At 55.9% G+C, this 22464-nt stretch carries 18 protein-coding genes and 1 tRNA gene; 6 read left to right on the top strand and 13 right to left on the bottom strand.

The annotated features are described in order from the left end of the window. Positions 1 to 80: 80 nt before the first annotated feature. Both M8370_RS16720 and M8370_RS16715 read left to right on the top strand, forming a co-directional pair. A complete protein-coding gene (locus M8370_RS16720) occupies positions 81 to 1517 on the top strand; it encodes an MFS transporter (protein WP_045293293.1) in 1437 nt (478 codons plus the stop codon). Between the two features lie 64 nt (positions 1518 to 1581). Next, entirely contained in the window at positions 1582 to 2826 is a 1245-nt protein-coding gene (locus M8370_RS16715) for a mechanosensitive ion channel family protein (protein ID WP_020689363.1), read from the top strand. Here M8370_RS16715 and M8370_RS16710 read toward each other — a convergent pair whose 3' ends face one another. From M8370_RS16710 to M8370_RS16695, 4 genes are all read right to left on the bottom strand, one after another. Further along, complete coding sequence (locus tag M8370_RS16710; RefSeq protein WP_250021429.1) at positions 2827 to 3798, bottom strand: LacI family DNA-binding transcriptional regulator; 972 nt, start codon at positions 3796 to 3798, stop codon at positions 2827 to 2829. Positions 3799 to 3873: 75 nt separating this feature from the next. Continuing rightward, positions 3874 to 5016 (bottom strand): Gfo/Idh/MocA family protein, encoded by a 1143-nt coding sequence (locus tag M8370_RS16705; protein WP_250021427.1) that lies wholly within the window; start codon positions 5014 to 5016, stop codon positions 3874 to 3876. Continuing rightward, entirely contained in the window at positions 5009 to 6034 is a 1026-nt protein-coding gene (locus M8370_RS16700; RefSeq protein ID WP_058651678.1) for a sugar phosphate isomerase/epimerase family protein, read from the bottom strand. Before M8370_RS16700 ends, M8370_RS16705 begins: the two co-directional genes overlap by 8 nt. A 15-nt stretch (positions 6035 to 6049) precedes the next feature. Continuing rightward, complete coding sequence (locus tag M8370_RS16695) at positions 6050 to 7288, bottom strand: MFS transporter (protein WP_029882613.1); 1239 nt, start codon at positions 7286 to 7288, stop codon at positions 6050 to 6052. A 203-nt stretch (positions 7289 to 7491) separates the two neighbouring features. Between M8370_RS16695 and M8370_RS16690 the strand changes: the two genes are divergently transcribed. Both M8370_RS16690 and M8370_RS16685 read left to right on the top strand, forming a co-directional pair. After that, a complete protein-coding gene (locus tag M8370_RS16690; RefSeq protein WP_013097692.1) occupies positions 7492 to 7854 on the top strand; it encodes a type II toxin-antitoxin system RelE/ParE family toxin in 363 nt (120 codons plus the stop codon). After that, positions 7842 to 8141, top strand: a complete 300-nt coding sequence (locus M8370_RS16685) for a helix-turn-helix domain-containing protein (RefSeq protein ID WP_062935431.1) — start codon at positions 7842 to 7844, stop codon at positions 8139 to 8141. The genes M8370_RS16690 and M8370_RS16685 overlap by 13 nt, the downstream gene beginning before the upstream one ends. Before the next feature lie 123 nt (positions 8142 to 8264). Here M8370_RS16685 and pheP read toward each other — a convergent pair whose 3' ends face one another. The 9 genes from pheP to M8370_RS16640 all read right to left on the bottom strand — a co-directional run bounded on the left by pheP (position 8265) and on the right by M8370_RS16640 (position 20039). Further along, entirely contained in the window at positions 8265 to 9653 is a 1389-nt protein-coding gene (gene pheP, locus M8370_RS16680; RefSeq protein WP_250021426.1) for a phenylalanine transporter, read from the bottom strand. A 102-nt stretch (positions 9654 to 9755) separates the two neighbouring features. Further along, on the bottom strand, positions 9756 to 11729 hold the full coding sequence (locus M8370_RS16675) for a PhoX family protein (RefSeq protein ID WP_057071947.1): 1974 nt from the start codon (positions 11727 to 11729) through the stop codon (positions 9756 to 9758). Positions 11730 to 11855: 126 nt separating this feature from the next. Beyond that, positions 11856 to 14039 (bottom strand): TonB-dependent receptor, encoded by a 2184-nt coding sequence (locus tag M8370_RS16670; RefSeq protein ID WP_250021419.1) that lies wholly within the window; start codon positions 14037 to 14039, stop codon positions 11856 to 11858. A 223-nt stretch (positions 14040 to 14262) separates the two neighbouring features. Next, complete coding sequence (gene yahO, locus M8370_RS16665) at positions 14263 to 14538, bottom strand: DUF1471 family periplasmic protein YahO (RefSeq protein WP_013097697.1); 276 nt, start codon at positions 14536 to 14538, stop codon at positions 14263 to 14265. A 150-nt stretch (positions 14539 to 14688) separates the two neighbouring features. Continuing rightward, a complete protein-coding gene (locus M8370_RS16660; RefSeq protein ID WP_038418837.1) occupies positions 14689 to 15720 on the bottom strand; it encodes an ABC transporter ATP-binding protein in 1032 nt (343 codons plus the stop codon). 1 nt (position 15721) lies between these two features. Further along, a complete protein-coding gene (locus M8370_RS16655) occupies positions 15722 to 17296 on the bottom strand; it encodes an ABC transporter permease (RefSeq protein ID WP_058681151.1) in 1575 nt (524 codons plus the stop codon). Between the two features lie 24 nt (positions 17297 to 17320). Continuing rightward, the gene (locus M8370_RS16650; protein ID WP_058678299.1) at positions 17321 to 18337 is read right to left on the bottom strand and encodes an iron ABC transporter substrate-binding protein; all 1017 of its coding nucleotides are present in this window, start codon (positions 18335 to 18337) and stop codon (positions 17321 to 17323) included. A 358-nt stretch (positions 18338 to 18695) separates the two neighbouring features. Continuing rightward, positions 18696 to 19526, bottom strand: coding sequence for a CPBP family intramembrane glutamic endopeptidase (locus tag M8370_RS16645; protein ID WP_058678298.1), 831 nt, complete (start codon positions 19524 to 19526; stop codon positions 18696 to 18698). 436 nt (positions 19527 to 19962) lie between these two features. Continuing rightward, positions 19963 to 20039, bottom strand: a tRNA-Arg gene (locus M8370_RS16640). A gap of 278 nt (positions 20040 to 20317) precedes the next feature. Between M8370_RS16640 and M8370_RS16635 the strand changes: the two genes are divergently transcribed. Both M8370_RS16635 and M8370_RS16630 read left to right on the top strand, forming a co-directional pair. After that, entirely contained in the window at positions 20318 to 21016 is a 699-nt protein-coding gene (locus M8370_RS16635; RefSeq protein ID WP_029882622.1) for an EAL domain-containing protein, read from the top strand. A 24-nt stretch (positions 21017 to 21040) separates the two neighbouring features. Further along, positions 21041 to 21763 carry a helix-turn-helix transcriptional regulator gene (locus M8370_RS16630; protein WP_058678874.1) on the top strand — a complete coding sequence of 241 codons (723 nt, stop codon included), beginning with the start codon at positions 21041 to 21043 and terminating at the stop codon, positions 21761 to 21763. Positions 21764 to 22464 lie beyond the last annotated feature (701 nt).

Below are 22464 nucleotides of genomic sequence, written 5' to 3'. Positions count from 1 at the left end.
CCAGTATAAGCAAGAACTGGTACCCGTTTATCAGATCGTTGATGCTACGACCATCTGTTGAATGACGCAATGGAGTTACCATGAATACGTCAGTTGTTTCACCGGGTCGCGCAGGCCTGATATTGCTGTTAACCGGCCAGATGCTGCCGCTGATTGATACCTCGATCACCAACGTGGCGCTGGACGCTATCACCCACTCCTTGCACGCCACCGCCACCGAACTGGAGCTGATTGTCGCGCTCTACGGCGTGGCCTTCGCCGTCTGCCTTGCCCTTGGCAGCAAGCTCGGGGATAACCTCGGGCGCCGTCGTCTGTTTATGTGGGGCGTGGCAAGTTTTGGCCTGGCGTCGCTGCTGTGCGGAATGGCGGGAACCATTGAGCAACTGCTTGCCGCGCGCATCATTCAGGGCGCAGGAGCGGCGCTGATCGTGCCACAAATCCTCGCCACGCTGCACGTGACGCTAAAAGGCACGGCCCATGCGAAAGCGATCAGCCTGTTTGGCGGTATCGGCGGCATTGCGTTTATCGTCGGGCAGATGGGCGGCGGCTGGCTGGTGTCGGCAGATATCGCCGGGCTGGGCTGGCGTAACGCCTTCTTTATCAACGTGCCCATCTGTCTGGTGGTTCTGGGCTTGAGTCGTCGCTATGTGCCGGAAACCCGTCGCGAAACCCCGTCGCGCATTGACTGGACGGGCACCGTCCTGCTGGCCGTCATTCTCTGCTGCCTGCTGTTTCCGATGGCCCTCGGCCCGCAGTGGCACTGGTCCTGGCCGCTGAATGCCGCACTGATGGCGATTATCCCGCTGGGGTATCTGATGGTCTTAAATGCCCGTAAAAAAGAGCGTGAGGATGCCCATCCGCTGATCCCGCCGCGTCTGATGCAGCTTCGCAGCATCCGCTTTGGCGTGCTGATTGCGCTGCTCTTTTTCAGCGTCTGGTCCGGGTTTATGTTCTGTATGGCGCTGACCATGCAAACCGGTCTGGGAATGGCACCGTGGCAGTCGGGGAACAGTTTTATCGCCCTGGGGGTGACCTACTTTATATCGGCATGGTTTGCCCCGCGTCTGATTGCCCGCTACAGCACCAGCTCGATTCTGCTGACCGGGCTGGCGATTCAGATTATCGGCCTGCTGGCGCTGATTGCTACCTTCCGTCTCTGGGGCATGGACAACACGGCGCTGACGCTGGCACCGGCAACCGGGCTGGTTGGCTATGGGCAGGCGCTGATCGTCAACAGCTTCTACCGCATCGGGATGCGCGACATTCAGCCTGACGATGCCGGGGCGGCCAGCGCGATTTTAAGTACACTGCAGCAGGCCGCCCTGGGGCTTGGCCCGGCGATTTTTGGTGCGATCCTGCTGCACGCGCTGCAAAATCACCACGGCGATTACACCCAGGCGATTAACGTCTTCCTCGCCGTGGAAACCGGCATGATGATCGTGCTGGGGCTGGCAACGTTACGTATGCGCCATCGTCTGTGCCTGCCTGTGGTAAAAACCTGCCACGCCACCAAATAAGCCGCGAATTTGCATAATAGATCCGCAGCCGCCATTATGGGGCTGCATCAATACAGGAGACGTTATGCAGGAATTAATTGCTCAGGTTGAAGAGTTAGGGATTGAAATTAATCACACCACCTCGTTAGTGATTATCTTTGGTATTATTTTTCTTACCGCCATCATTGTTCATTTTATTCTGCACAAAGTGGTGCTCCGCGCTTTCGAGAAACGCGCGCAGGCCAGCAGCCATTTATGGTTGCAGATCATTACGCAGAACAAGTTATTTCACCGCCTGGCGTTTACCCTTCAGGGGATAATCGTCAACGTTCAGGCGGTACTGTGGCTGCAAAAAGGTAGCGAAGCAGCGGAAATGCTCACCACCTGCGCGAAGCTGTGGGTGATGGTGTATGCCCTGCTCTCTTTCTTCTCGCTGCTGGACGTGATTTTTAATCTGTCGCAGAAAATGGCGACCGCCTCACAGCTGCCGCTGAAGGGGATCTTCCAGGGGATCAAGCTGGTGAGCGCCATTCTGGTGGGGATCTTAATCATCTCCCTACTGATCGGCCAGTCACCCGCCATTCTGATAAGCGGCCTGGGGGCCATGGCAGCGGTACTCATGCTGGTGTTTAAAGACCCTATTCTGGGGCTGGTCGCCGGTATTCAGCTCTCCGCTAACGATATGCTCAAGCTCGGCGACTGGCTGGAGATGCCGAAATACGGCGCTAACGGCACGGTGACGGACATTGGTCTCACCACGGTTAAAGTCCGCAACTTCGATAACACCATCACCACCATTCCGACGTGGGCGCTGGTCTCCGACGCGTTCATCAACTGGAGCGGCATGTCTGCCTCCGGCGGGCGACGCATTAAGCGCAGCCTGAATATCGACACCACCAGCATTCACTTCCTCGACGAGCAGGAGCAGCAGAAGCTGATTCAGGCGAAACTGCTGAAGCCTTATCTGGCCGCGCGTCATGAGGAAATAAACCTGTGGAATCAGCAAAACGGTGAAGGGGAATCGGTATTAAACCTGCGCAAGATGACCAATATCGGCACCTTCCGCGCCTACCTGAATGAATATCTGCGTAACCACCCGCGTATTCGTAAAGATATGACGCTGATGGTGCGCCAGCTGGCGCCTGACGCAAATGGTCTGCCGATTGAAATATATGCCTTCACCAACACGGTGGTCTGGGCGGAATATGAAGAGATTCAGGCTGACATCTTCGACCATATTTTTGCCGTGGTGGATGAATTTGGTCTGCGTATTCATCAGTCCCCCACCGGGAACGATATTCGCTCCCTGGCGGGCGGCATCGCACAATAATCAGGTACTGGCGCGGGAAATAAAGCGCCAGTCCAGCATCACCCTCTCCGTGGGCGCATCCGGGTTGTCGATTTTATTCAACAGCAGATCGACTGCCTTGCGCCCGATATCCCGCGAAGGCTGTTCAATGGTGGTCAGCGAGATCATCTCCGCCAGCTCCGTACCGTCAAATCCCACCACCGCGATATCCTCCGGCACGCGCAGCCCCGCCTGCTGTATGGCCCGCAGCGCCCCTGCCGCAAGGGTATCGGACACCGCAAATACCGCATCCGGCGGGTTGTCCTTCAGCAGATTTTGCATCGCCGCCATGCCCGCGCTGGAGCTGAGATCGCGGGCATATTCCACCGCCTGATAATCCAGATCCCGCAGGTGGAGCACGCTTTTATAGCCGCGTTCGCGCAGGCGGGCATATTTGTAGCTGAGATCGTGATTGATCATCGCGATACGTTTGCGTCCGCCGTTGGCAAGCTGGCTGATGGCATGCTGTGACGCGTCCACATCATTGATGCCCACGCAGGAGACCGTTCCGGCATCGGCGTATTCGGCGCACTGCACCCACGGCGCGGAGCCGATCAGGGCGGCAAGTTCAGGCAATTTTGAGAAGGCATCCATGGTGATAATACCGTCGACGATTTTGCCCGACAGCAGGCTTAACCCCGAGCGGGAGCGTTCGATATCAGACCCGGAATTGCACAGCAAAATACGGTAGCCGTTCTTCTCGGCTTCCTCTTCAATGCCCTTCACCACTTCGGCACAGAACGGGTTGGCGATATTCGAGACCATCACCAGGATCATATAGCTGCGCGCGGTGCGCAGCTGGCGTGCCAGCAGGTTGGGCTGGTAATTGCTCTCTTTAATGGCCTGCAGGACGCGCTCGCGGTTTTTCGCCTTCACGGTATCGCTGTTGTTAAGCACGCGCGAGACCGTTGCCACGGACACCCCGGCAAGCTGAGCGATTTTCTGAATTGACATAGCGACGGCACTTCCTGCGGTTAACGTTTTATGCAGGCTACCATAAATTCGTTGCCCGGCGAACCGGGCAACGCGTTACGCTTGCACACGAACCCAGCGCTGCTGCTGATAGCTTTTCACAATGGCATCAATGATATACATCACGTTCGCCCCGTCGTGGAACGTCGCAAACGCCGGCCGTTCGGGCATCACGCCGGCGTGCACGGCACGGTAAAACTGCGCCATCATGTTTTTAAACGCATCGGGCCAGCCTTCGATGTGCCCGCCGGGGAAGTGAGCGCTGTCGGCCACATCGTGGTTCATCAGACCCGGATCGTCACTGAGCGTCTGATTGGCCTGTGCACGATGGCCAATCCACAGCTGTTGCGGCACCTCCTGATCCCATGCCACCGACCGTTCGCTGCCGTTGATTTCAAACGTCAGACGGTTTTTGCGCCCGGCGCTCACCTGCGAAACGCTAAAGCAGCCTTTGCTGCCGTCGTCAAAGCGGAACAGGACTGAGCCAACGTCTTCGGTGGTGACCCGCTTGTCTTCATACTGCGCGTTTTCGTCATGAGTGAAGGTGTGATTGCCTGCCACGTTTGCCTTGCGCGTCGGCCAGACGATGGATAAATCGGCCATCACCTCGATGATGCGCCGCCCGGTAACAAACTGCACCGTGTCGCACCAGTGCGAGCCGATATCCGCCACCGCGCGCGACGCACCGCCCAGGGCCGCATCCACCCGCCAGTTGTAGTCCGTTTCCAGCAGCATCCAGTCCTGCAGATAGCTGCCGTGCGCGGCGAAGATCCGCCCGATGCTACCCGCCCTCATCATGCTTGCGGCCTGGCGCACCATGGCAAACTGGCGATAGACAAAGCTGACGCCGTGGATCACCCCTGCCTGCTCCGCCAGCGCTACCAGCTCACGCGCTTCGCCCGGGGTCATGCACAGCGGCTTCTCGGAGAATACGTGCTTTCCCGCGCGCAGGATCTGGCGATTAATCTCCGCGTGCAGATGGTTTGGCGTGCAGTTGTGCACCACGTGTAAATCCGGATGTGCAAGCAACGCCTCCACGCTGTCGAAGGCGTGCGGCACGTTAAGCTGACGCGCTTTTGCCTGCGCCTCGGCAAACGTACCGTCGCAGAGCGCCACCACCTGCACAAACCCGAGACGCCGAAGCGCCTCGATATGCGCCGGGCCGATAAACCCGCTGCCGATAATGCCGACGTTAATCATCGTTACCCCCTGCGGCAAAATCATCAAACGCGCGCCCGGAGACCGGAATGATGTGGCGGCGGATAAACTCGCTGCCTTCCCTCGCGCCGGTATCGCCATCCTTCAGGCAGCACTCCCACTCCAGCACCGCCCAGCCGTCGTAGTCGTACTGGGTCAGCTTGCTGAAGATGCCTTTGAAGTCGATCTGCCCGTCCCCCAGTGAGCGGAACCGCCCGGCCCGGTTGAGCCACGGCTGGTAGCCACCGTAGACGCCGCTGCGCCCGTTGGGGCGAAACTCGGCATCCTTCACGTGAAACGCTTTAATACGCGCATGGTAGATGTCGATAAAGGTCAGGTAGTCCATTTGCTGGAGCAGCATATGGCTTGGGTCGTAGAGAATGTTGCAGCGCGGGTGGTTATCAACAAGCGCCAGAAAACGTTCAAAGGTCACTCCATCGTGCAGATCTTCCCCCGGATGCAGCTCAAAGCAGACGTTCACGCCCTGCTCGTCAAAGGCGTCCAGAATCGGGCGCCAGCGGGTTGCCAGTTCCTGGAACGCCGCCTGAAAACGCTGCTCATTGTGCGGCGGCCACGGGTAGAAAAACGGCCATGCCAGCGAGCCGGAGAAGGTGGCGTGCGCCTTCAGGCCTAATCTCGCCGAGGCCACAGCGGCCTGTTTCAGTTTTTCTGTGGCCCACGCCTGCCGGGCGGCGTCATTGCCGCGTACGGCTGCAGAGGCGAAGTGGTCAAACGCGTCACTGTACACCGGGTTTACCGCCACAAGCTGGCCTTCCAGATGGGTCGACAGCTCGCTGATCACCAGCCCGTGCTCCGCCAGCGTGCCGGTGAGGTCATCACAATAGGTCTGGCTTTCCGCCGCTTTCTGCACATCAAAAATAGCCGGATGGTTACAGGGGATCTGCACCGCCTTATAGCCCATCGCTGCCGCCCAGCCCGCTAGCCCGTCGAGCCTGTTGAACGGTGCATTCACACCAATAAATTGCGACAGAAAAATACCCGGTCCCTTAATCGTTCTCATACCACCTCCAGAACATTACGCCTTGTCATCGTCATACTTAAACGTGAGAAGGAAAATCAGCGCGATCGCCGCGGCAGCCACCGCCGGGATCCACCAGAACGTGACCCACGCCTGCGGAACGGCCTGCCCGGCCACCAGGCGGTTATAGAGCGCGCCGGATATCTGCGAGCCAAGCAGCATGCCGATGCCGTAGGTGAACATCACGATCATGCTCTGCGCCTGACCTTTGACCTTTTCGCCTGCGACCCGGTCGGTATAGATAAAGCCGACGACAAAGAAGAAATCGTAGCAGACGCCGTGCAACAGAATGCCGAGATAGAGCAGGATGCGCCCCTCTTCACTCACGCCCAGCGCAAACATGGCGTAGCGCACAAACCACGCCAGCATGCCGATCAGCAGCATGATTTTCACGCCCAGACGGCGGAACAGCAGCGGAATGACCAGCATGAAGAAGATCTCAGACATCTGCCCGAACGACATGGCGGTACTGACATCCGCAATACCCGCATCCGCCAGATACGAGGCAGTGTAGGCGTAGTAGGTCCCCAGCGGGACGGAGATCAGCATCGCGCAGACGGAAAAGACGAAAAAGTGGCGGGTTTTAAGCAGCGCAAAGGCATCCGCGCAGAAGAGATCGCGAACCTGCACCGGCAGCCCTTTCGCGGGAGCAGGCGTGTGCGGTAGCGTCAGGCTGTAGAGAGCCAGCAGCACGGAGCTGACTGCCGCCACCTGGAAGATGGTGACGCTTGCCGCCACGCCGGTGACGCCGATGAAAATGCCCGCCACAATCCAGCCGATAGTGCCAAACACGCGCACCACCGGGAAGGTTTTATCCACGTTCGCCAGGCTGTGGAAGGCGATATTGTTGGTCAGCGCCAGCGTCGGCATATAGCAGAGCGTATAACCAAACAGCAGACCGATCAGCAGCGCACCGTTTTCAGCAATCAGCGCGCCCGGCACAAACCAGAGGATTGCCGCCCCGGCCAGATGCATCACCGCCATCACCTTTTGCGAAGCGAAGAAGCGATCCACCAGCATGCCGAGCACAAACGGCGACAAAATAGAGGCGATAGGCCCGGCGGAGAACGCATCGCCAATCAGCAACGACATGTTGTGCTGGGTCATCACCAGACCCAGCGTGACCGACCAGCTTCCCCAGATAAAAAACTGCAGAAACATCATCAGCGACAGACGCGGCACCAGCAGCCGGTGCGGTGCTATCGCTTTTCCACTACTTTCAGTTGTTGACACCATGATAAGCCTCACCCTCAAAAGTAATCGATTACAAAACAGCTCAAACAAAAAGTAATCGATTACAAAATAAAGATCCTGTGGACGTAGAAGATTTGGGAGGAGGGTCACGATAAAGAGGCTTGCCTGATAAACAGATGTGTTCTGATTGGAATTATAGCCAATAGGCTATAAAATAATAAGGCGAGGAAGCTACAGGAGAAACGATGTGGAACGTCGAGACAACAGACAGATTTGATGAATGGTTCTTTGAACAAACAACAGCGTTAAAAGAAGATGTGCTGGCAGCAATGCATATTCTTTCTGAGTTTGGTCCGCAACTTGGGCGGCCGTTTGTAGACACCGTGAAGGCTTCAGCCTTTGGGAACATGAAAGAGTTACGAATTCAGCACAGAGGAAATCCCATCAGGGCCTTTTTTGCTTTTGATCCTGACCGCAAAGCAATTGTGCTCTGTGCCGGGGACAAAACCGGTTGCAACCAAAAACGGTTTTATAAAGAGATGATAGCGCTGGCTGACGTTGAGTATCACAGACATCTGGCGAATAAGGAGGCCATATGGCAACGCTAAAAGAACTTATGGCACAACAGAGCGCGGAAAGTCAGGAGCGCATTGCGGCGAAAGTTGAAGTAATGCGCAGAATTGTTGCGCTGAACCAACTGCGGGAAGAGCTCAATATTTCGCAGACAGAACTGGCTGTGGCAATGGGGGTAAAACAACCCACGGTGGCGAAAATCGAACAGCCGGGAAACGACCCCCGACTTTCAACGCTCAAACGCTATGTGAGTGCGCTTGGAGGGGAGCTAAGCATCGATGTGACGTTACCAAACGGGAAACGGATAGCGTTTGAGATTTAATAGTGCAACATGTAGGCCCGGTAAGCGCAGCGCCACCGGGCGTGAAGGCAGGTGCGGTCTGGTTTGGTGCGGTCTGTTGCCCTCACCCCGGCCCTCTCCCACAGGGAGAGGGAGAAAAACGGGCTACTTTTTGCGTGAGAGTTTAAACGCGATAAACAGGAACACCACCCACACCGGCAGCAGCATCGCGGACAGACGCATGTCGTCGATGGTGCACATCAGCACCAGGATCATCGCCAGGAACGCAATACAGATGTAGTTGCCTGCCGGATAGAGCAGCGCCTTAAACTGCGTCTCACGCCCCTTGCGGCGCATCGCGGCGCGAAAACGCAGGTGCGCCAGGCAGATCATGATCCAGTTCAGTAGCAGCGTGGCGACAACCAGCGCCATCAACAGACCAAAGGCGGATTTCGGCAGCAGGTAGTTGATCAGCACCACCAGCGACGTAACGGCCCCGGAAAGCAGCAGAGAGTTGACCGGCACACCGCGGCGGCTGACGCGGGTGAGGAATTTCGGGGCGTTCCCCTGCACCGAAAGGCCAAACAGCATGCGGCTGTTGGAGTACACCCCGCTGTTATAGACCGACAGCGACGCCACCAGAATGACGAAGTTCAGCGCCGACGCCACCACGTTGCTGTTCAGATCGTGGAAAATCATCACAAACGGACTGCTGTCGGACTTCACTTCCACCCACGGGTAGAGCGCCAGCAGTACCACCAGCGAGCCGATGTAGAACAGCAGAATACGGTACACCACCTGGTTAACCGCTTTTGGAATGCTTTTATGCGGATCGCGCGCTTCGGCCGCGGTGATCCCAATCAGCTCCAGCCCGCCGAACGAGAACATAATCACCGCCAGCGACAGGATCAGCCCCTTCCAGCCCGTCGCCAGGAAGCCGCCGTGCTGCCAGAGGTTGTCGATAGTGGCCCGCTCGCCGCCGTGGCCGGAGAACAGCAGCCACAGGCCAAAGCCGATCATGCCGATAATCGCCAGCACCTTGATCAGCGCGAACCAGAACTCGGTTTCACCATACAGGCGCACGTTCACGAGGTTAACGGCGTTGATGATAATAAAGAAGGCCGCAGCCCAGACCCACGTTGGCACCTCGGGCAGCCAGTACTGCATATAGATGCCTGCGGCGGTCAGTTCGGCCATTCCCACCAGCACAAACATCACCCAGTAGTTCCAGCCGGAGAGGAAGCCTGCGAACGGGCCCCAGTATTTATAGGCAAAGTGAGCGAACGAGCCTGACACCGGCTCTTCGACGACCATCTCGCCGAGCTGGCGCATGATCAGGAAGGCGATAACCCCGGCGATACCGTACCCCAGCAGGACCGCCGGGCCAGCCATCTGAATGGCGGGGCCGATACCCAGGAACAGCCCGGTACCGATCGCGCCGCCAAGGGCAATTAACTGAATATGTCGATTTTGCAAACCACGTTGCAGCGTCGGGTTCTGTTCCGACGAAGCTTCAGCGCTACCGTTGCCTGAAGCGGATGACGCGTCTTTCACGTCCTACCCCTGTCTCTTTTTTAGAAGGGGCACGTTTTAACACTTCATGCTGGTGGTAGCAAGTTTAACGCCGGGCCACTGCGTGCACCCGGCGGATAAACGTCACGAACCGATGATCCCACCGTCCGCTTTGGTGATAACCACCGTCGACGAACGCGGACGTCCGTTCGGGTTCGCGTCTGGCCAGTTGGAAACAGCACGCGGATTGGCCGGGTCGGTAATATCATCCCCGCCCTCTCCCGGATGCTGAATGTTAATAAACAGCGTGCGGTTGTCCGGCGTAAACGCAATCCCGGTGATTTCACACCCGCGTGGGCCGGTCAGGAAACGGCGATACTCATTGGTGCCCGGAATGGTAGCCACCATCTGGTTATTGCCCATCCCTTCGTACGCTTTCTTATTAATGGTGCTGGAAGAGACATCGGTCTGGATCCACAGCACGCCCTGGTGATCGAACGACAGGCCATCCGGGCTGCCAAATGCTGCCCCCTGCATGGAGCCTTTGGCCTTCGGATCGTCGCTGTCGGTACGCCCGGCCATCACCAGAATATCCCACTTAAAGCGAGCGGCGGCCGGATCGGCTCCCTCTTCGTGCCAGTGCATAATATGACCAAACACGTTGTTGGCACGCGGGTTGGCGGCATCGACCGGCGCCTTGCCCTCTTTACCGCGATCGCTGTTGTTGGTGAGCGTACAGTAGACGCTGCCGCTGGCGTGCGGATCGACCGCAATCCACTCTGGACGATCCATTTTCGTCGCCCCCACCACGTCGGCCGCCAGACGGGTTTTGATCAGCAGATCGCCCTGGCTTTCGAAACCGTTGCTTTTATCCAGGCCATTCTGCCCGAAGATCAGCGGCAGCCAGTCGCCGCTCCCCTCCTCGTTGAACCGGGCAACGTACAGCGTGCCGGACGTCAGCAGCTGCATATTGGCTTCACGGTTGGCAGGATCGTATTTTTTGTCCGAGACGAATTTATAGATGTACTCAAACTTCTGGTCGTCCCCCATATAGACCACCACGCGGTTATCGGCGGCGAGCGTGACGGCGGCGCCTTCATGCTTGAAGCGGCCCAGAGCGGTGTGCTTGCGCGGCGTGGAGCTGGGATCGTAGGGATCAATCTCCACCACCCAGCCGAAACGGTTGGGTTCGTTAGGGGTTTTATCGACGCTGAAGCGGTCATCCACCTCGTTCCAGCGGTAGGATTCATCGCTGTCGCTGATGCCGTAGCGTTTTTCCAGCGGATTAAGATCGGCTTTTTTGACAAAAATATCCGACCAGTTCTCCTCGCAGGTGAGATAGGTGCCCCACGGCGTATGGCCGTTGGCGCAGTTTTGCATGGTGCCCAGCACGCGTTCCCCCTGCGGGTCAGCGGCGGTTTTCATTAAGTCCTGATGCCGCGCCGGGCCGGTAAGCTGCATCGGCGTATTGACGGTAATGCGGCGGGCATACGAAGACGGGCGAACCACCTGCCAGTCGCTGCCCGATTTTTTCACTTCCACCACCGACACGCCCATCGCGTTCTGCCCCTTGCGGGCCTTGTCGAGATTCCAGTTGGCCGTGCCGTCGGTAAACAGCATCCCGTTATCGATGTACTCATGATTCAGCGCCAGCAGGCCATGTTCCGGGTTTTGTTTCCCTTGCGGCAGGCTAAACCACGCCATCCCGTCGTGGTGCATGCCTGCCTGCACGGCCTGTTCGTCGGTGGTGTTGCTGGCATCCTGTTTAAACGCCGGCATGTTGTTCTTGATCCCCGTCGGGTCACCCCAGCGATAAAACGGACGGGCGATATAGCCTTCCGGCACCCTGACCGTATCTTCCGTGGATACGTCGATGCTGGTAAAGCCCAGGGAAACCGCTTTTGCCAGTGCAGAAGGCTTTGATACTGCGGCAATGGCGCTTTCAGGTTTGATCAGAAAAGGGAATGAAGCGGCAGCACCCGCCACGGCGCCCATCTGCAAAAAACGGCGGCGGGAGAGGAATACCTCCGCAACCTCGGAGAATACCGGGTTAGCGCTGCGGTTAGTGATATCGTCGCGATGTTCTTTTTTAAATACGGATTTGAGGGGTCTGCCCATAGCGGCTTCCTGTCATTGGCCAAGAGGTAAAGGTCTGGAGGCCAGTGTAAGAAGCTTTTATTACAATTTTATAACAAGGTACGGAAGGATGGGGGCATCCCTGCCCCGGATAACGAGGTGGAACGCTTAGAACTCGTAGCCAACCGAGACCTTAAAGGTACGCGGTTCGCCCTGCGTGATGTAGGTGCCGGAATCATCAACGCTGGACCAGTAGTTTTCGTTGGTCACGTTGTCGATGCCCGCGCGCACCGTCATCTGGTTTTCATTGTGGTTCACCGCGAAGCGATAGCGCATGCCCAGATCCAGCGTGGTATAGCTGTCGAGCTTTTTGCTGTTCGCGAGGTCGGCGTACTGCGTGCCGGAGTGGTTGACGCGGGCGGTAGCCGTCAGGCCCTCAATCGGTTTGATGTCGTACTCTGCGCCCAGCACGGCGTAGAAGTTCGGGACACCAATGGCATCGTTGCCCTGATTCACGCCGTTTTTGGTTTTGGTCAGCTCGGCCTGCAGCCAGGTGGCGCTGGCGTTCAGGCGCATCCCGAGCATTGGCTCGCCGAAGACGTTCAGCTCTACGCCACGGTTACGCTGCTCAGCGTCCAGGCCGTAGTGACCGCTGTCGTCGAGGATCGCCGACGGCATTTTGATCTCAAACAGCGCCAGGGAGCCGCCCACGCGACCAAAGTCCGCCTTCACGCCCACTTCATTCTGCTTAGAGTGAACGATACCGGTGCTCTGGCCGTAGTTGGTGGCCGTGTTGGGCGCGGTTTTACCCGGTTGCAGCGCTTCGGTGTGGTTAGCGTAAAGCGAAATTTCCTCCCACGGTTTATAAACCACACCGTAGGTTGGCATCCAGCGGCTGCCGTCAAAACCGTCCGCGTCGTTTTCCGCACCGGTAATTTTGTTGTACCCGCGGATGACCACTTTCTGATGACGTGCACCAGCGGTAAACAGCAGCTTGTCATCCAGCACGCCCAGGGTATCGCTCAGCAGCCAGCCCTGAGTGCGGGTGCGCCCGCTGGTCAGCGGATCGCTGTATTTGCCGCCAGAGCCGTTGAAATTGGAGCTGTCCGGCATCGCGACGCCTGTGTTGTGGTAAATGTTGGTGGTTGGGTTATCCGCCGTCGCCGACATTTTCCAGGCGATTTTTTCGTTTTTGGTCATCGCGGAATACCCCACGTTGACCTTGTGCGAGACAAAGCCGGTAGTGAAGTGACCGCGTATCCCCGCCATACCGCTGAGGGAATCGCTGATACGGTTGGTATCTAGACGGCTGACCGTGGCCTTACCGCTCTTGTCCACCAGCTTCGGCGCGCTGTAGATCCCCTCTTCATGCGCGTGCTGCGCGCCGAGACCGGTATAGGCCGTCCAGTTGTCAGTGATGTCGTACTCGCTGCGCCACATCCCGAACTCGTTTTCAATGTCGCTGTAGGCCCATTTCTGCGAGAAGTTACGATCGTTTTTCGGCGGCTCAGGCACAAAGTCCACGGCGGAAATGTTGACGCTGGTCGGGCTGCCGTGGAAGGTTTTCTTCTGATAGCCCAGATCCAGCGAGGTGCGGAAATTGTCGCCTTTGTAATCCAGACTGGTGGAGAGCAGCGTGGTGCGGCGGCGGTCGTTCGGCACACCGGTTTCCCCTTCCCGGTGAACCAGGTTCACGCGCGCGCCGAACTGGTCGTTGTCGCCAAAGCGTCGGCCAGCATCGAGCGTGGTGCCAATCTGTGAGTCGGAGGTGTAGTCCACGCCCACTTTCGCCTGCGGGACGTCGCCCGCATGTTTTGGCTCAAGGTTAATCATCCCGCCCACGCCGGAGCTTGCCGCGCCGTTCATCAGCGAGTTTGCCCCTTTGAAAATTTCAATGCGATCGACCATCTGGGCATCCACAACCTGACGCGGCAGCACGCCGGACAGGCCGCCAAAGGTCATGTCATCGCCGTCAAACTTCAGGCCACGAATACGGAAGGTTTCGGCGCTGTTACCGTAACCCTGCACGAACTGCACGCCTGCATCGTTGGCAACCACATCAGCAATGGTTTTCGCCTGCTGATCTTCCACCAGCTTCGAGGTGTAGCTGATGATATTAAACGGCACGTCCATGGCATTCTGCTGGCCGAGCATCCCCAGACGGCCGCCGTTTGCCACCTGTCCATCCAGGAAGGCGGGCACCAGCTGGTCACCGCCGGGAGTGAAATCAGACCCGGTGGCAGACTGGACGACCATGGTGTCTTCTGGCTTTGCCTCTGCCGCCAGGGCAGCGTGGGTCACTGCGCCAACGGCGAGCGCCAGCAGTGTTTTATGCATTCTGGTGTTATTCATAATGGACTCATTAAATGTGCGCGCAAAAATAGCCCGTTGTCGGGCCTTAGAAAAGTTTATGTGTAATGCAAATGAGAACTATACGCATTATATCTGCGTTAGCAAGTGTAACCGCGCGTTTCGGCCTGAGGACAGGGGGTTAAATGAAGCCGGGGAAGAGAGAGGTGTTACAGAGGAAAAGCGTGACGCACAGCCACCCCGGATCCGGGATGGCTGCAGGACATTATTTTTTCTTGTAAATATCGGCCGTGCCGTGAATTTTGTTGTTGGTATTACCTGACGTGAGCACCAGTACGTCGGCACCTTCTTTATCTGCTTTTTCAATCAATTCTTTCTTTGCATCATCAATAGAGACTTCATTTGAAGTGCTTACCGTACCGATTTTTTCATACTGCGATTCGACTTTCTCGAATTCATTTTTCGTCAGCAGTTCAGCCGCAAAGGTATTGGTGGTAAACAGAAACGCCGTTCCCAGCAAAATAGCAGTCGTCTTTTTCATAACCTTTTTTCCTTGAGATTAATCAGCAACTACGAAAAACCTCACACATGATGGTGAGGTTTTATGAGCATGGTAGAGAATCTCAGGAAATGCCACACGTTAAGGAAAATTCTTTTATAACAACCCGTTGGATTAAATTACTAACGAACATTAAGAATATTCAAAAACGCGCGCCGTACCAGCAATATCAATACGCACCGCCGCCCCCGGGTGCCATCCAGGCTGACTGACGGTTTTCAGGGTAATCGGCTCCGTTTGTCCGGCTAACGCCAGCGTCAGCATGGAGAGCTGGCCGGTGAAATCCACATCAACAATCGACACCGGGCTTTCGTGCGCCGCGCATGCCGTCACGTGCAGTTGCTCAGGGCGCAACATCACTCTGCCCTGCCCCGTCGCCTGGGCGTTATCCGTGGGCACCTCGCCCAGCGCGCAGAGCGCATAGCCGCTGGCGAGCTGAGCAGGCAGGATCACCGCATCCCCCAGGAAAAGCGCCGTCTCTTCATCCACGGGCTGGCTATAGACCTGATAAGGTGTGCCGACCTGAGTGAAACGTCCGGATCGCATGACCGCCACCTGCGTGGCAAAGGACAACGCTTCGTTTTGATCGTGAGTAACCAGGATCGAGGCCACGCCCGCTTCCGCCAGCAGGTCAGCCGTGGCCTTACGCGTCATGGCGCGCAGGCCGGTATCCAGCGCCGAGAAGGGTTCATCCAGCAGCATCAGGGAAGGACGCTGCGCCAGCGCGCGGGCAAGCGCCACGCGCTGCTGCTGGCCGCCGGAAATCTCATGCGGCCAGTGCGTGGCGAGTTGTCTGTCAAGCGAGACCATCTCCATCAGTGCTTCCACGCGCTGGCGCTTCTCGTGGCGGGTACCGTCTAATCCCCAGGCAATGTTGTCTGCCACATTAAGATGCGGGAAGAGCGCCCCCTCCTGAGGAACAAAGCCAATTTTACGCAGATGCGCGGGAATAAAGTTGTTCTGGTCGAACAGGGTTCGGCCCTGCATCACGATACGTCCGCTATCCGGCGTTTCGAACCCGGCAAGGATACGCAGCAGCGTGGTTTTACCCGACCCTGACGGCCCGACAATCGCCGTCCGGCTTCCCGGCGCGACGCTCAGGTTTAAGCTGTCGAGCACCTGCGCATCGGAAAACGATTTAGAAATGGACGTTAATTCAAGCATCTCATAGCCCTGCAATTTTTTTGGACTGCATATAAAGAATGGCGGTCAGCGGAAGTGAAATCAAAATCATCAGCATGGCGTAAGGCGCAGCGGCAACATAATCGATCTCGCTGGTCAGCGCCCAGAAACCGGTGGACAGCGTGCGCGTTCCCAGCGGGGAGAGCAGCAGCGTCGCCGTCAGTTCGTTACTGACGCCAAGGAAGACCAGCGCCGCCCCTGCCGCCGCACCGGGCGCGGCCAATCGCATGGTGACGCTCCACAATGCCTTCGCGGGCGTGCTGCCCAGACTGCGCGCCACGTTTTCGAGCTCCACCGGCGCCTGGGCAATCCCGGCCCGCAGGTTAATGAGCGCACGGGGCATAAACATCAGCAGATAAGCCAGGAACAGCGTAATTTCGGTCTGATAAATCGGACGTGCATAGTGAATGGTGACCGTGACCAGCGCGAGGGCGGTGACGATCCCCGGCAGAGAGCTGGTGATGTAAATGCACCCTTCCAGCATCCGGAAGATGCGGTGCGGATAACGGATACCGAGCCAGGCGATGGGAATGACACAGGCGGTGGTCAGCAGCGCGCCGCCCACACCGAGCATCAGCGTCTGGCGCAGCGAGTGCCAGAGATCGGCGCTCATCCAGTTCTGTACGCCGCCAAGCCATATCCAGCGACACAGCACAGTGAGCGGTACGCCCAGCGCCAGCACAATCAGCATGAGGAAAAACAGCTGGCCCAACGCCGCAGCAACAGGCTTTAGCGGCCAGCGCGTCTGTTCACGTGCCGCCCCAGCGCCGATGCGCGCATAACGGGCTTTCCCGCGGGTGACCCCTTCCAGCAGCAAGATGGCCAGACAGCATAGCGCCAGCACACCCGCCAGCATATTTGCCGCCGGGCCACTGAATGTCGACTGGAACTGGTCGTAAATGGCGGTGGTGAAGGTATCAAAGCGGATCATCACGTACAGGCCATATTCCGCCAGCAGATGTAGGGCCACCAGCAGCGCGCCGCCGCAAATCGCGAGCTTAAGCTGCGGTAACACCACGCGAAAAAAGACCCGCCACGGCGGCGTGCCGAGCGAAGCGGCAACATCTTCAAGCGTTGGATCCAGACGACGCAGCACCGCCGCCACGGGCATATAGATAAACGGGTAGTAGGCTAACACGGAGAGAAACACGCCCGCAGAAAGCCCGTGCATGGAAGGCACCACACTCACCCAGGCGTAGCTTTGCACGAACGCGGGGATGGCCAACGGGGCCACCGCCAGCGCAGACCAGATCCCCCGCCCGGCCAGCTGAGTACGTTCCGTCAGCCAGGCTATCGCCACGCCGGTGACGATACAGAGTGGCACCGCTAAGGCCGTCAGCCACAGCGTGTTGCTGAGCAGTTCAGCAACACGCGGGCGAAACACCAACGCCTTAATGGTTTCCCAGCCCGTCTCAATGCCTATGGCAATGATAAAGCCCAAAGGCAGAAGCGCCATTAATGAAAATAGGACAGCTAACGCAACCATCGGCAGCGCAGGACGCCTGCGGGCAGGCTCCCGCACTCTGTTTTTGCCGATGTCGAGACTCAGACCAGACATAGGACGTTCACTTTACTCTCAGGATCACAGCAGGCCAGCTTGCGTCATCAGCTCGATGACTTTTTTACTGTTAAGCGTGGAAGGTTCCACTTTCGGTGCATCCAGCTCGTTCAGCGGCACCAGTTTCGGGTTAGAGGCCGCATTCACGCCCACCGCATATTCAAAGGCGTTATTGGTGCGCAGGCTATCCTGCCCTTCTTTGCCGGTGATGTATTTAATGAAGGCCTCAGCCTGCGCTTTGTGTTTGCTGGACGCCAGCACGCCGCCGCCGGAGAGGCTAACAAAGGCGCCCGGATCCTGGTGTTTGAAGTAGTAGAGCTTAGTGTTTTTGCTGTTTTCACCCGTTTTGGACTGATCGACAAAACGGTAGTAGTGATAAATCACCCCGCCATCAATCTGACCGGCGTTAACGGCTTTCATCACGGTGCTGTTGCCTTTATAGGCAACGAAATTGGCTTTCATCGCTTTGAGCCACTCAAGGGTGGCCTGCTCGCCTTTCAGAGCCAGCATTGCGCTGACGATCGCCTGGAAATCGGCTCCTGACGGAGAGGCAGCCCAGCGGCCTTTCCACTCGGGTTTAGCCAGATCCATCAGCGATTTTGGCAGCTGCTGCTCGCTCAGTTTTTCCGGGTTATAGACAAACACCGTGCTGCGAGCGGCGATCCCGATCCAGCGGCCGTGTGCCGGACGATACTCCGCCGGTACCTGCTTTAATGTCTCTGCATCTAATGGCGCAAACAGTTTGGCGTTATCAACCAGCACCATTGACGGCGAGTTTTCAGTTAAAAATACATCCGCAGGCGATGCGCTGCCTTCCTGCACCAGCTGGTTGCCCAGCTCGCTGTCATCGCCATTACGCAGCGTGACCTTAATACCCGTTTCTTTGGTAAAACCGTCTACCCACGACTTCACCAGATTTTCATGCTGCGCGTTATAAACAACGATACCTTCGTTGTTATCAGCAGCAATCGATTGAGTTGAAAGGAAAAGTGATGAAGACAACAGGGCAAGCGAGAAGCATGACAGCAGGCGAGAATTCATGAACATATCCTTAATAGACCAACGTGATAAACAACAAAGGGCTGTGTGGGACAGGATTAAAGCATACAACAACGCTAATGATAATTACTATCAATCGAGTTTAGACGTAAAAGTGTAAAATTCGTTTTTAGCAGATTTTAGAATGATAAAAACCCAAATTTTAATGCGAGATAATTTTTAGATTAAGAAAACCTTAAGCCTGCCAACAATGAAATTCATTAGCCTTCTATTTATTCTGACGCGAAGGTAAATGTGTTATTCATGCCCGCGGCATATATAAAAAAAGCCCCGATGCTTCGGGGCTTTTTATGCTTATCCGGAGGCAGCCAAATTTATAAGGCCACTATTTTAAAAAGCATCACACAGACGCGTGAGGGGCGTACATCGGATAGGTGAAGAACAATAAATGCACGCAGTTCAGCCCAAAATGGAAGAACGTTGCAACCCAGAGCCTGCCGCTCCACATCCACGCCAGGCCGTAAATAATACCGGAGAGGCTGGCAAAAATAATCAGCAGTAAACCGCCGCTATAATGCATTAGCCCAAAAATGAGTGAGGCAATCAACAGTGCTACAACAGGATGCACAACCCGGGACAAGCGCTGCTGCAGATAGCCTCTGAACAAGGCTTCCTCGGCCAAAGAGACGAAGAAAATATTCGCAAGGGCAAATTGAGCAAACCATTCTGGCGCATGCGGCTCAATTCTCAGCCCACCCAACGCAACAGCCAGAAGTAACAGCGCGGGTATCGCCAATACCAATATTCCCCAGCCGACCTTGCCAGCTTTATAAAGGGGTTTTGCTACGAATAACGTTGGCATGCACGTAATTAAAAAGAACGGCACCACTGCCTTGTCCATATTAAAGTACATACTGAACGGTATGCTTTGCGGACCAACAACGACAGCGTCCAGTACCTTCGGGTTATGGAAGCCAGGGATTACATGCAAAACCAGGGCAACGGCGATGACTACGCACAGGCCTTCGACCAGATAAGTATATTTATTATTTTTATTACGTAGCCATTCAACAACAGACCAGCCAATAACGATTAATGCAATCACCAGCAGCGCCGGGGCATCAAGAATGCTCTGTTTCCAGCCGAGAAATGCCGTTAACCCCAGCATCAGGTAAGCCAGGCTTTTATTCAGGGAAAGTGCGGCAAGCGAAGTTGCGAGTAGATACCACATAAATGTCCTTCATGATTGGCATGTACAACAGTGAAATGAATGTCGTGCCGGAGGCATCCCACGGGGAAGCCATAAATAGGGTGCCGACTACCGGAATCGAACGGATGACCTACGGATTACACGTCAGTTGCTCTACCTACTGAGCTAAGTCGGCGTTGGTCCGCCACCGGAGCCTCGAACCCCGTACTACAACATCCTGGTTGTCGCTCTTCCCGATGAGCTAGTGGCGGTATGGTGGCCCTGACTGGAACTACGCCAATGTCCGGTCGATGGCGGAACAAACGTTCTGACCGACAGGCTACAGAGCCGGGTTCAGAATGATACACATCTGGAATTAACCACGCAAATCAGACGGTTAAAAGCTGGCACAGAGTGAAGGTTCGGTAGCGGTTGGTCGGTCTGGGGAAGAGTGGGCTGGATTAAGGCTGAGACTAAATGGCACGCCCTGTAGGATTCGAACCTACGACCTACGGCTTAGAAGGCCGTTGCTCTATCCAACTGAGCTAAGGGCGCACTGAGAAGAGTGAACTTCGCGGTGGTGAAACGCGAAGAATTATACGGTCAATGGCAGGTGAGTCAATGCCTTTTCCGTTTTCACCCCCGATTAGGGCTAGCTGATTGTAAATATGGCTGTTTTTTCAACATCCCCGGCCTTTCTTTCGTAGAATTTAGCGCTGCGAAAAGGCTTAGCTGCATTTAAGTAACGCCTGCTGTTTTCCTGAGCGTCAGCTCGTCACACTAGTGTGAGGTATCCCGGCCGCCTGGAGGCTGACAGACAACAGGACAATGGAGTGACAGCGCAAAACCTGATCGATACGTCCCCCAGCTTGCAGCACCTCTCTCACGATATCGCGGGCATCAAACTTGAGCCTATCATCGCCCTCTCCTCGCAGCGCCAGGTTGGGGTGGAAGTGCTGAGCGTTCTGTCAGCAAGAGAGCAAAGCGAAGCATTTTTCAACGATCGGTCTGCGGAGTGGTCACTTACGCTGCTTGAAGCGCAACTTGTCGCGCTAAAAAATACCCCGCACTGTCATAATCTTTACGTCAATCTGCCGATAACCGTATTAACGCAGCCGGACGCCTTTCAGCGGCTTCTCCGGCTGCCTGCCGCACCGCTGAATATAGAAATTGTCGACCCGGCACGCTTTCTGGCGCTGTCTGACACAAAACGGCAGGACGTTCACCAGCGCCTGCTGCAGCTCAGAAGACAAGGCCACGGTATCTGGCTGGATGATATTGATGAAGCGATCGTCCAACCGTTTTTGTCCTGCCGGCTGCCGTTAACCGGCATAAAAATCGACAAGGAAGCATTCTGGCGTTTACGCGCCACCCCTGCGCTCGGGCAACTGGTGACACGTTGCTTTCAGCTTGCCGACAACGTGCTTATTGAAGGTATTGAGACTGAAAAGGATCATAGCCGGGCACGACAGGCAGGAGCAGGACTCGGCCAGGGGTACTACTGGCCGTCCTGGACATGGCCGGAGGAATAAAAAGCCATTTCCAGGAGGGAAGCCATGCGAATGACAGTGCGCCGTTACCGGCGGCGGCGTACAGGAAGTGATGCACTGGGATTTACGCACTCGCCTTTTGCTCCCCCCTTTTTCGACCGGCTCGAATTTTTGAGCCAGTCCATCCACCAACATCGCAAAACCGACGCGCCCTTTATTATTCTGGTCACGGAAGATCATTTCCTGCGCACCGGTTTTCTGAACAGCCAGTTTCCCCTGAGCAGCTGTAGCGACTACCCGACGCTGGACGAAGCCTTTCAGGCGCTCAACCAGTGGCCTGCAGCCCGTCTGGTGGTAGATATTGAAAGCCGCACCACGGCGCTTATGGAAAAGCTGGATCAGCTGAGAAGACACAGCCTGTATCCGCCCTTTCTTACGCCGTATCTGTTGGTCAGGGCGGATAATTACGACACCCGTCTGTTCTGTAAAGCGGCGGGGCCGTTTCATGTCCTTGAACGCCAGTCAACGGCGGCGGCACTCCAGCACAGCCTGATGGACATCAGCCCTCCACAGGGCTCCAGTAAAGAGTGGTTCTCTCGCGGCGAGTGGCCCATTTTACAGGAGCTGTCGCGGGGGAAGTCACTACGTCAGATCGCCCTGCTGCAGAATCGCCCCTACAGCCGCATTATCTATCGCCTGAGCTGCATTCTGGTGAAGCTCGGGCTTAGCCATCGCCAGGAACTGCTGCATCTTCTCAATAATCTCTCCGACTGCCCGTTTTACTCTTAACCTAACCCCTTATTTCCTAAAGATCTTTAGGAAGTTACTTACTGAAAATGTTAATTTTATGTTAACTGTTAACATAAATCTCGAAATTACAACTATTCCTAATTTCTGACTCTGAACCACGTGAAATATTAAAGAATAAGTAAAGCGCAGCACTTTCATCCATGCGTTAAGGGATTGATGGTTCCGTTAACAGGATGATAATGATGTAAAAACAAGCAATTTGGTTGCACGCCCCTGGCGCTTAAAGCGAAGGCCGCAGAAGATTTTGCTCTTCCGGCATAGTATTTTTCTGATATCGGGGAGAGGTATCGGGATGAGGATGAGACGCGCTATCTGTGCAAATTCACGCCACTTCAGCAGCAGGTGAGACGTTTTACTGCCCCGTCATTTCATTAACAACTTTGCAACATATAGTGGTATCTGTTATTTTTTGTTATTACATAAAGATGAAAAGATGCGGTAAATGGAATAACAGGACATTTCCGCTAAATTTAAAAAAATAGCCATTCAGATCCAGAAGATAATACAAATCAATAATCATGAATTAATCTGCAGGCTTTTCGGAGAAAACTTACACGGTATAATAAGACGCGTACCAATTATGAATAAGAAAAACCTTTTTGCCGCCACCAGCCAAATGAGATGACCGCGCTGAGGCAATGACATTACCACTACGTTAACAAGGATGCTTTCGCTCTTTC

Origin of the sequence: Enterobacter cloacae complex sp. OE43NF, assembly GCF_023544405.1 — a bacterium.
In the GTDB taxonomy this organism is placed as follows: Bacteria; Pseudomonadota; Gammaproteobacteria; order Enterobacterales; family Enterobacteriaceae; genus Enterobacter; species Enterobacter cloacae.
This window is presented reverse-complemented; position numbering and strand designations above follow the sequence as displayed.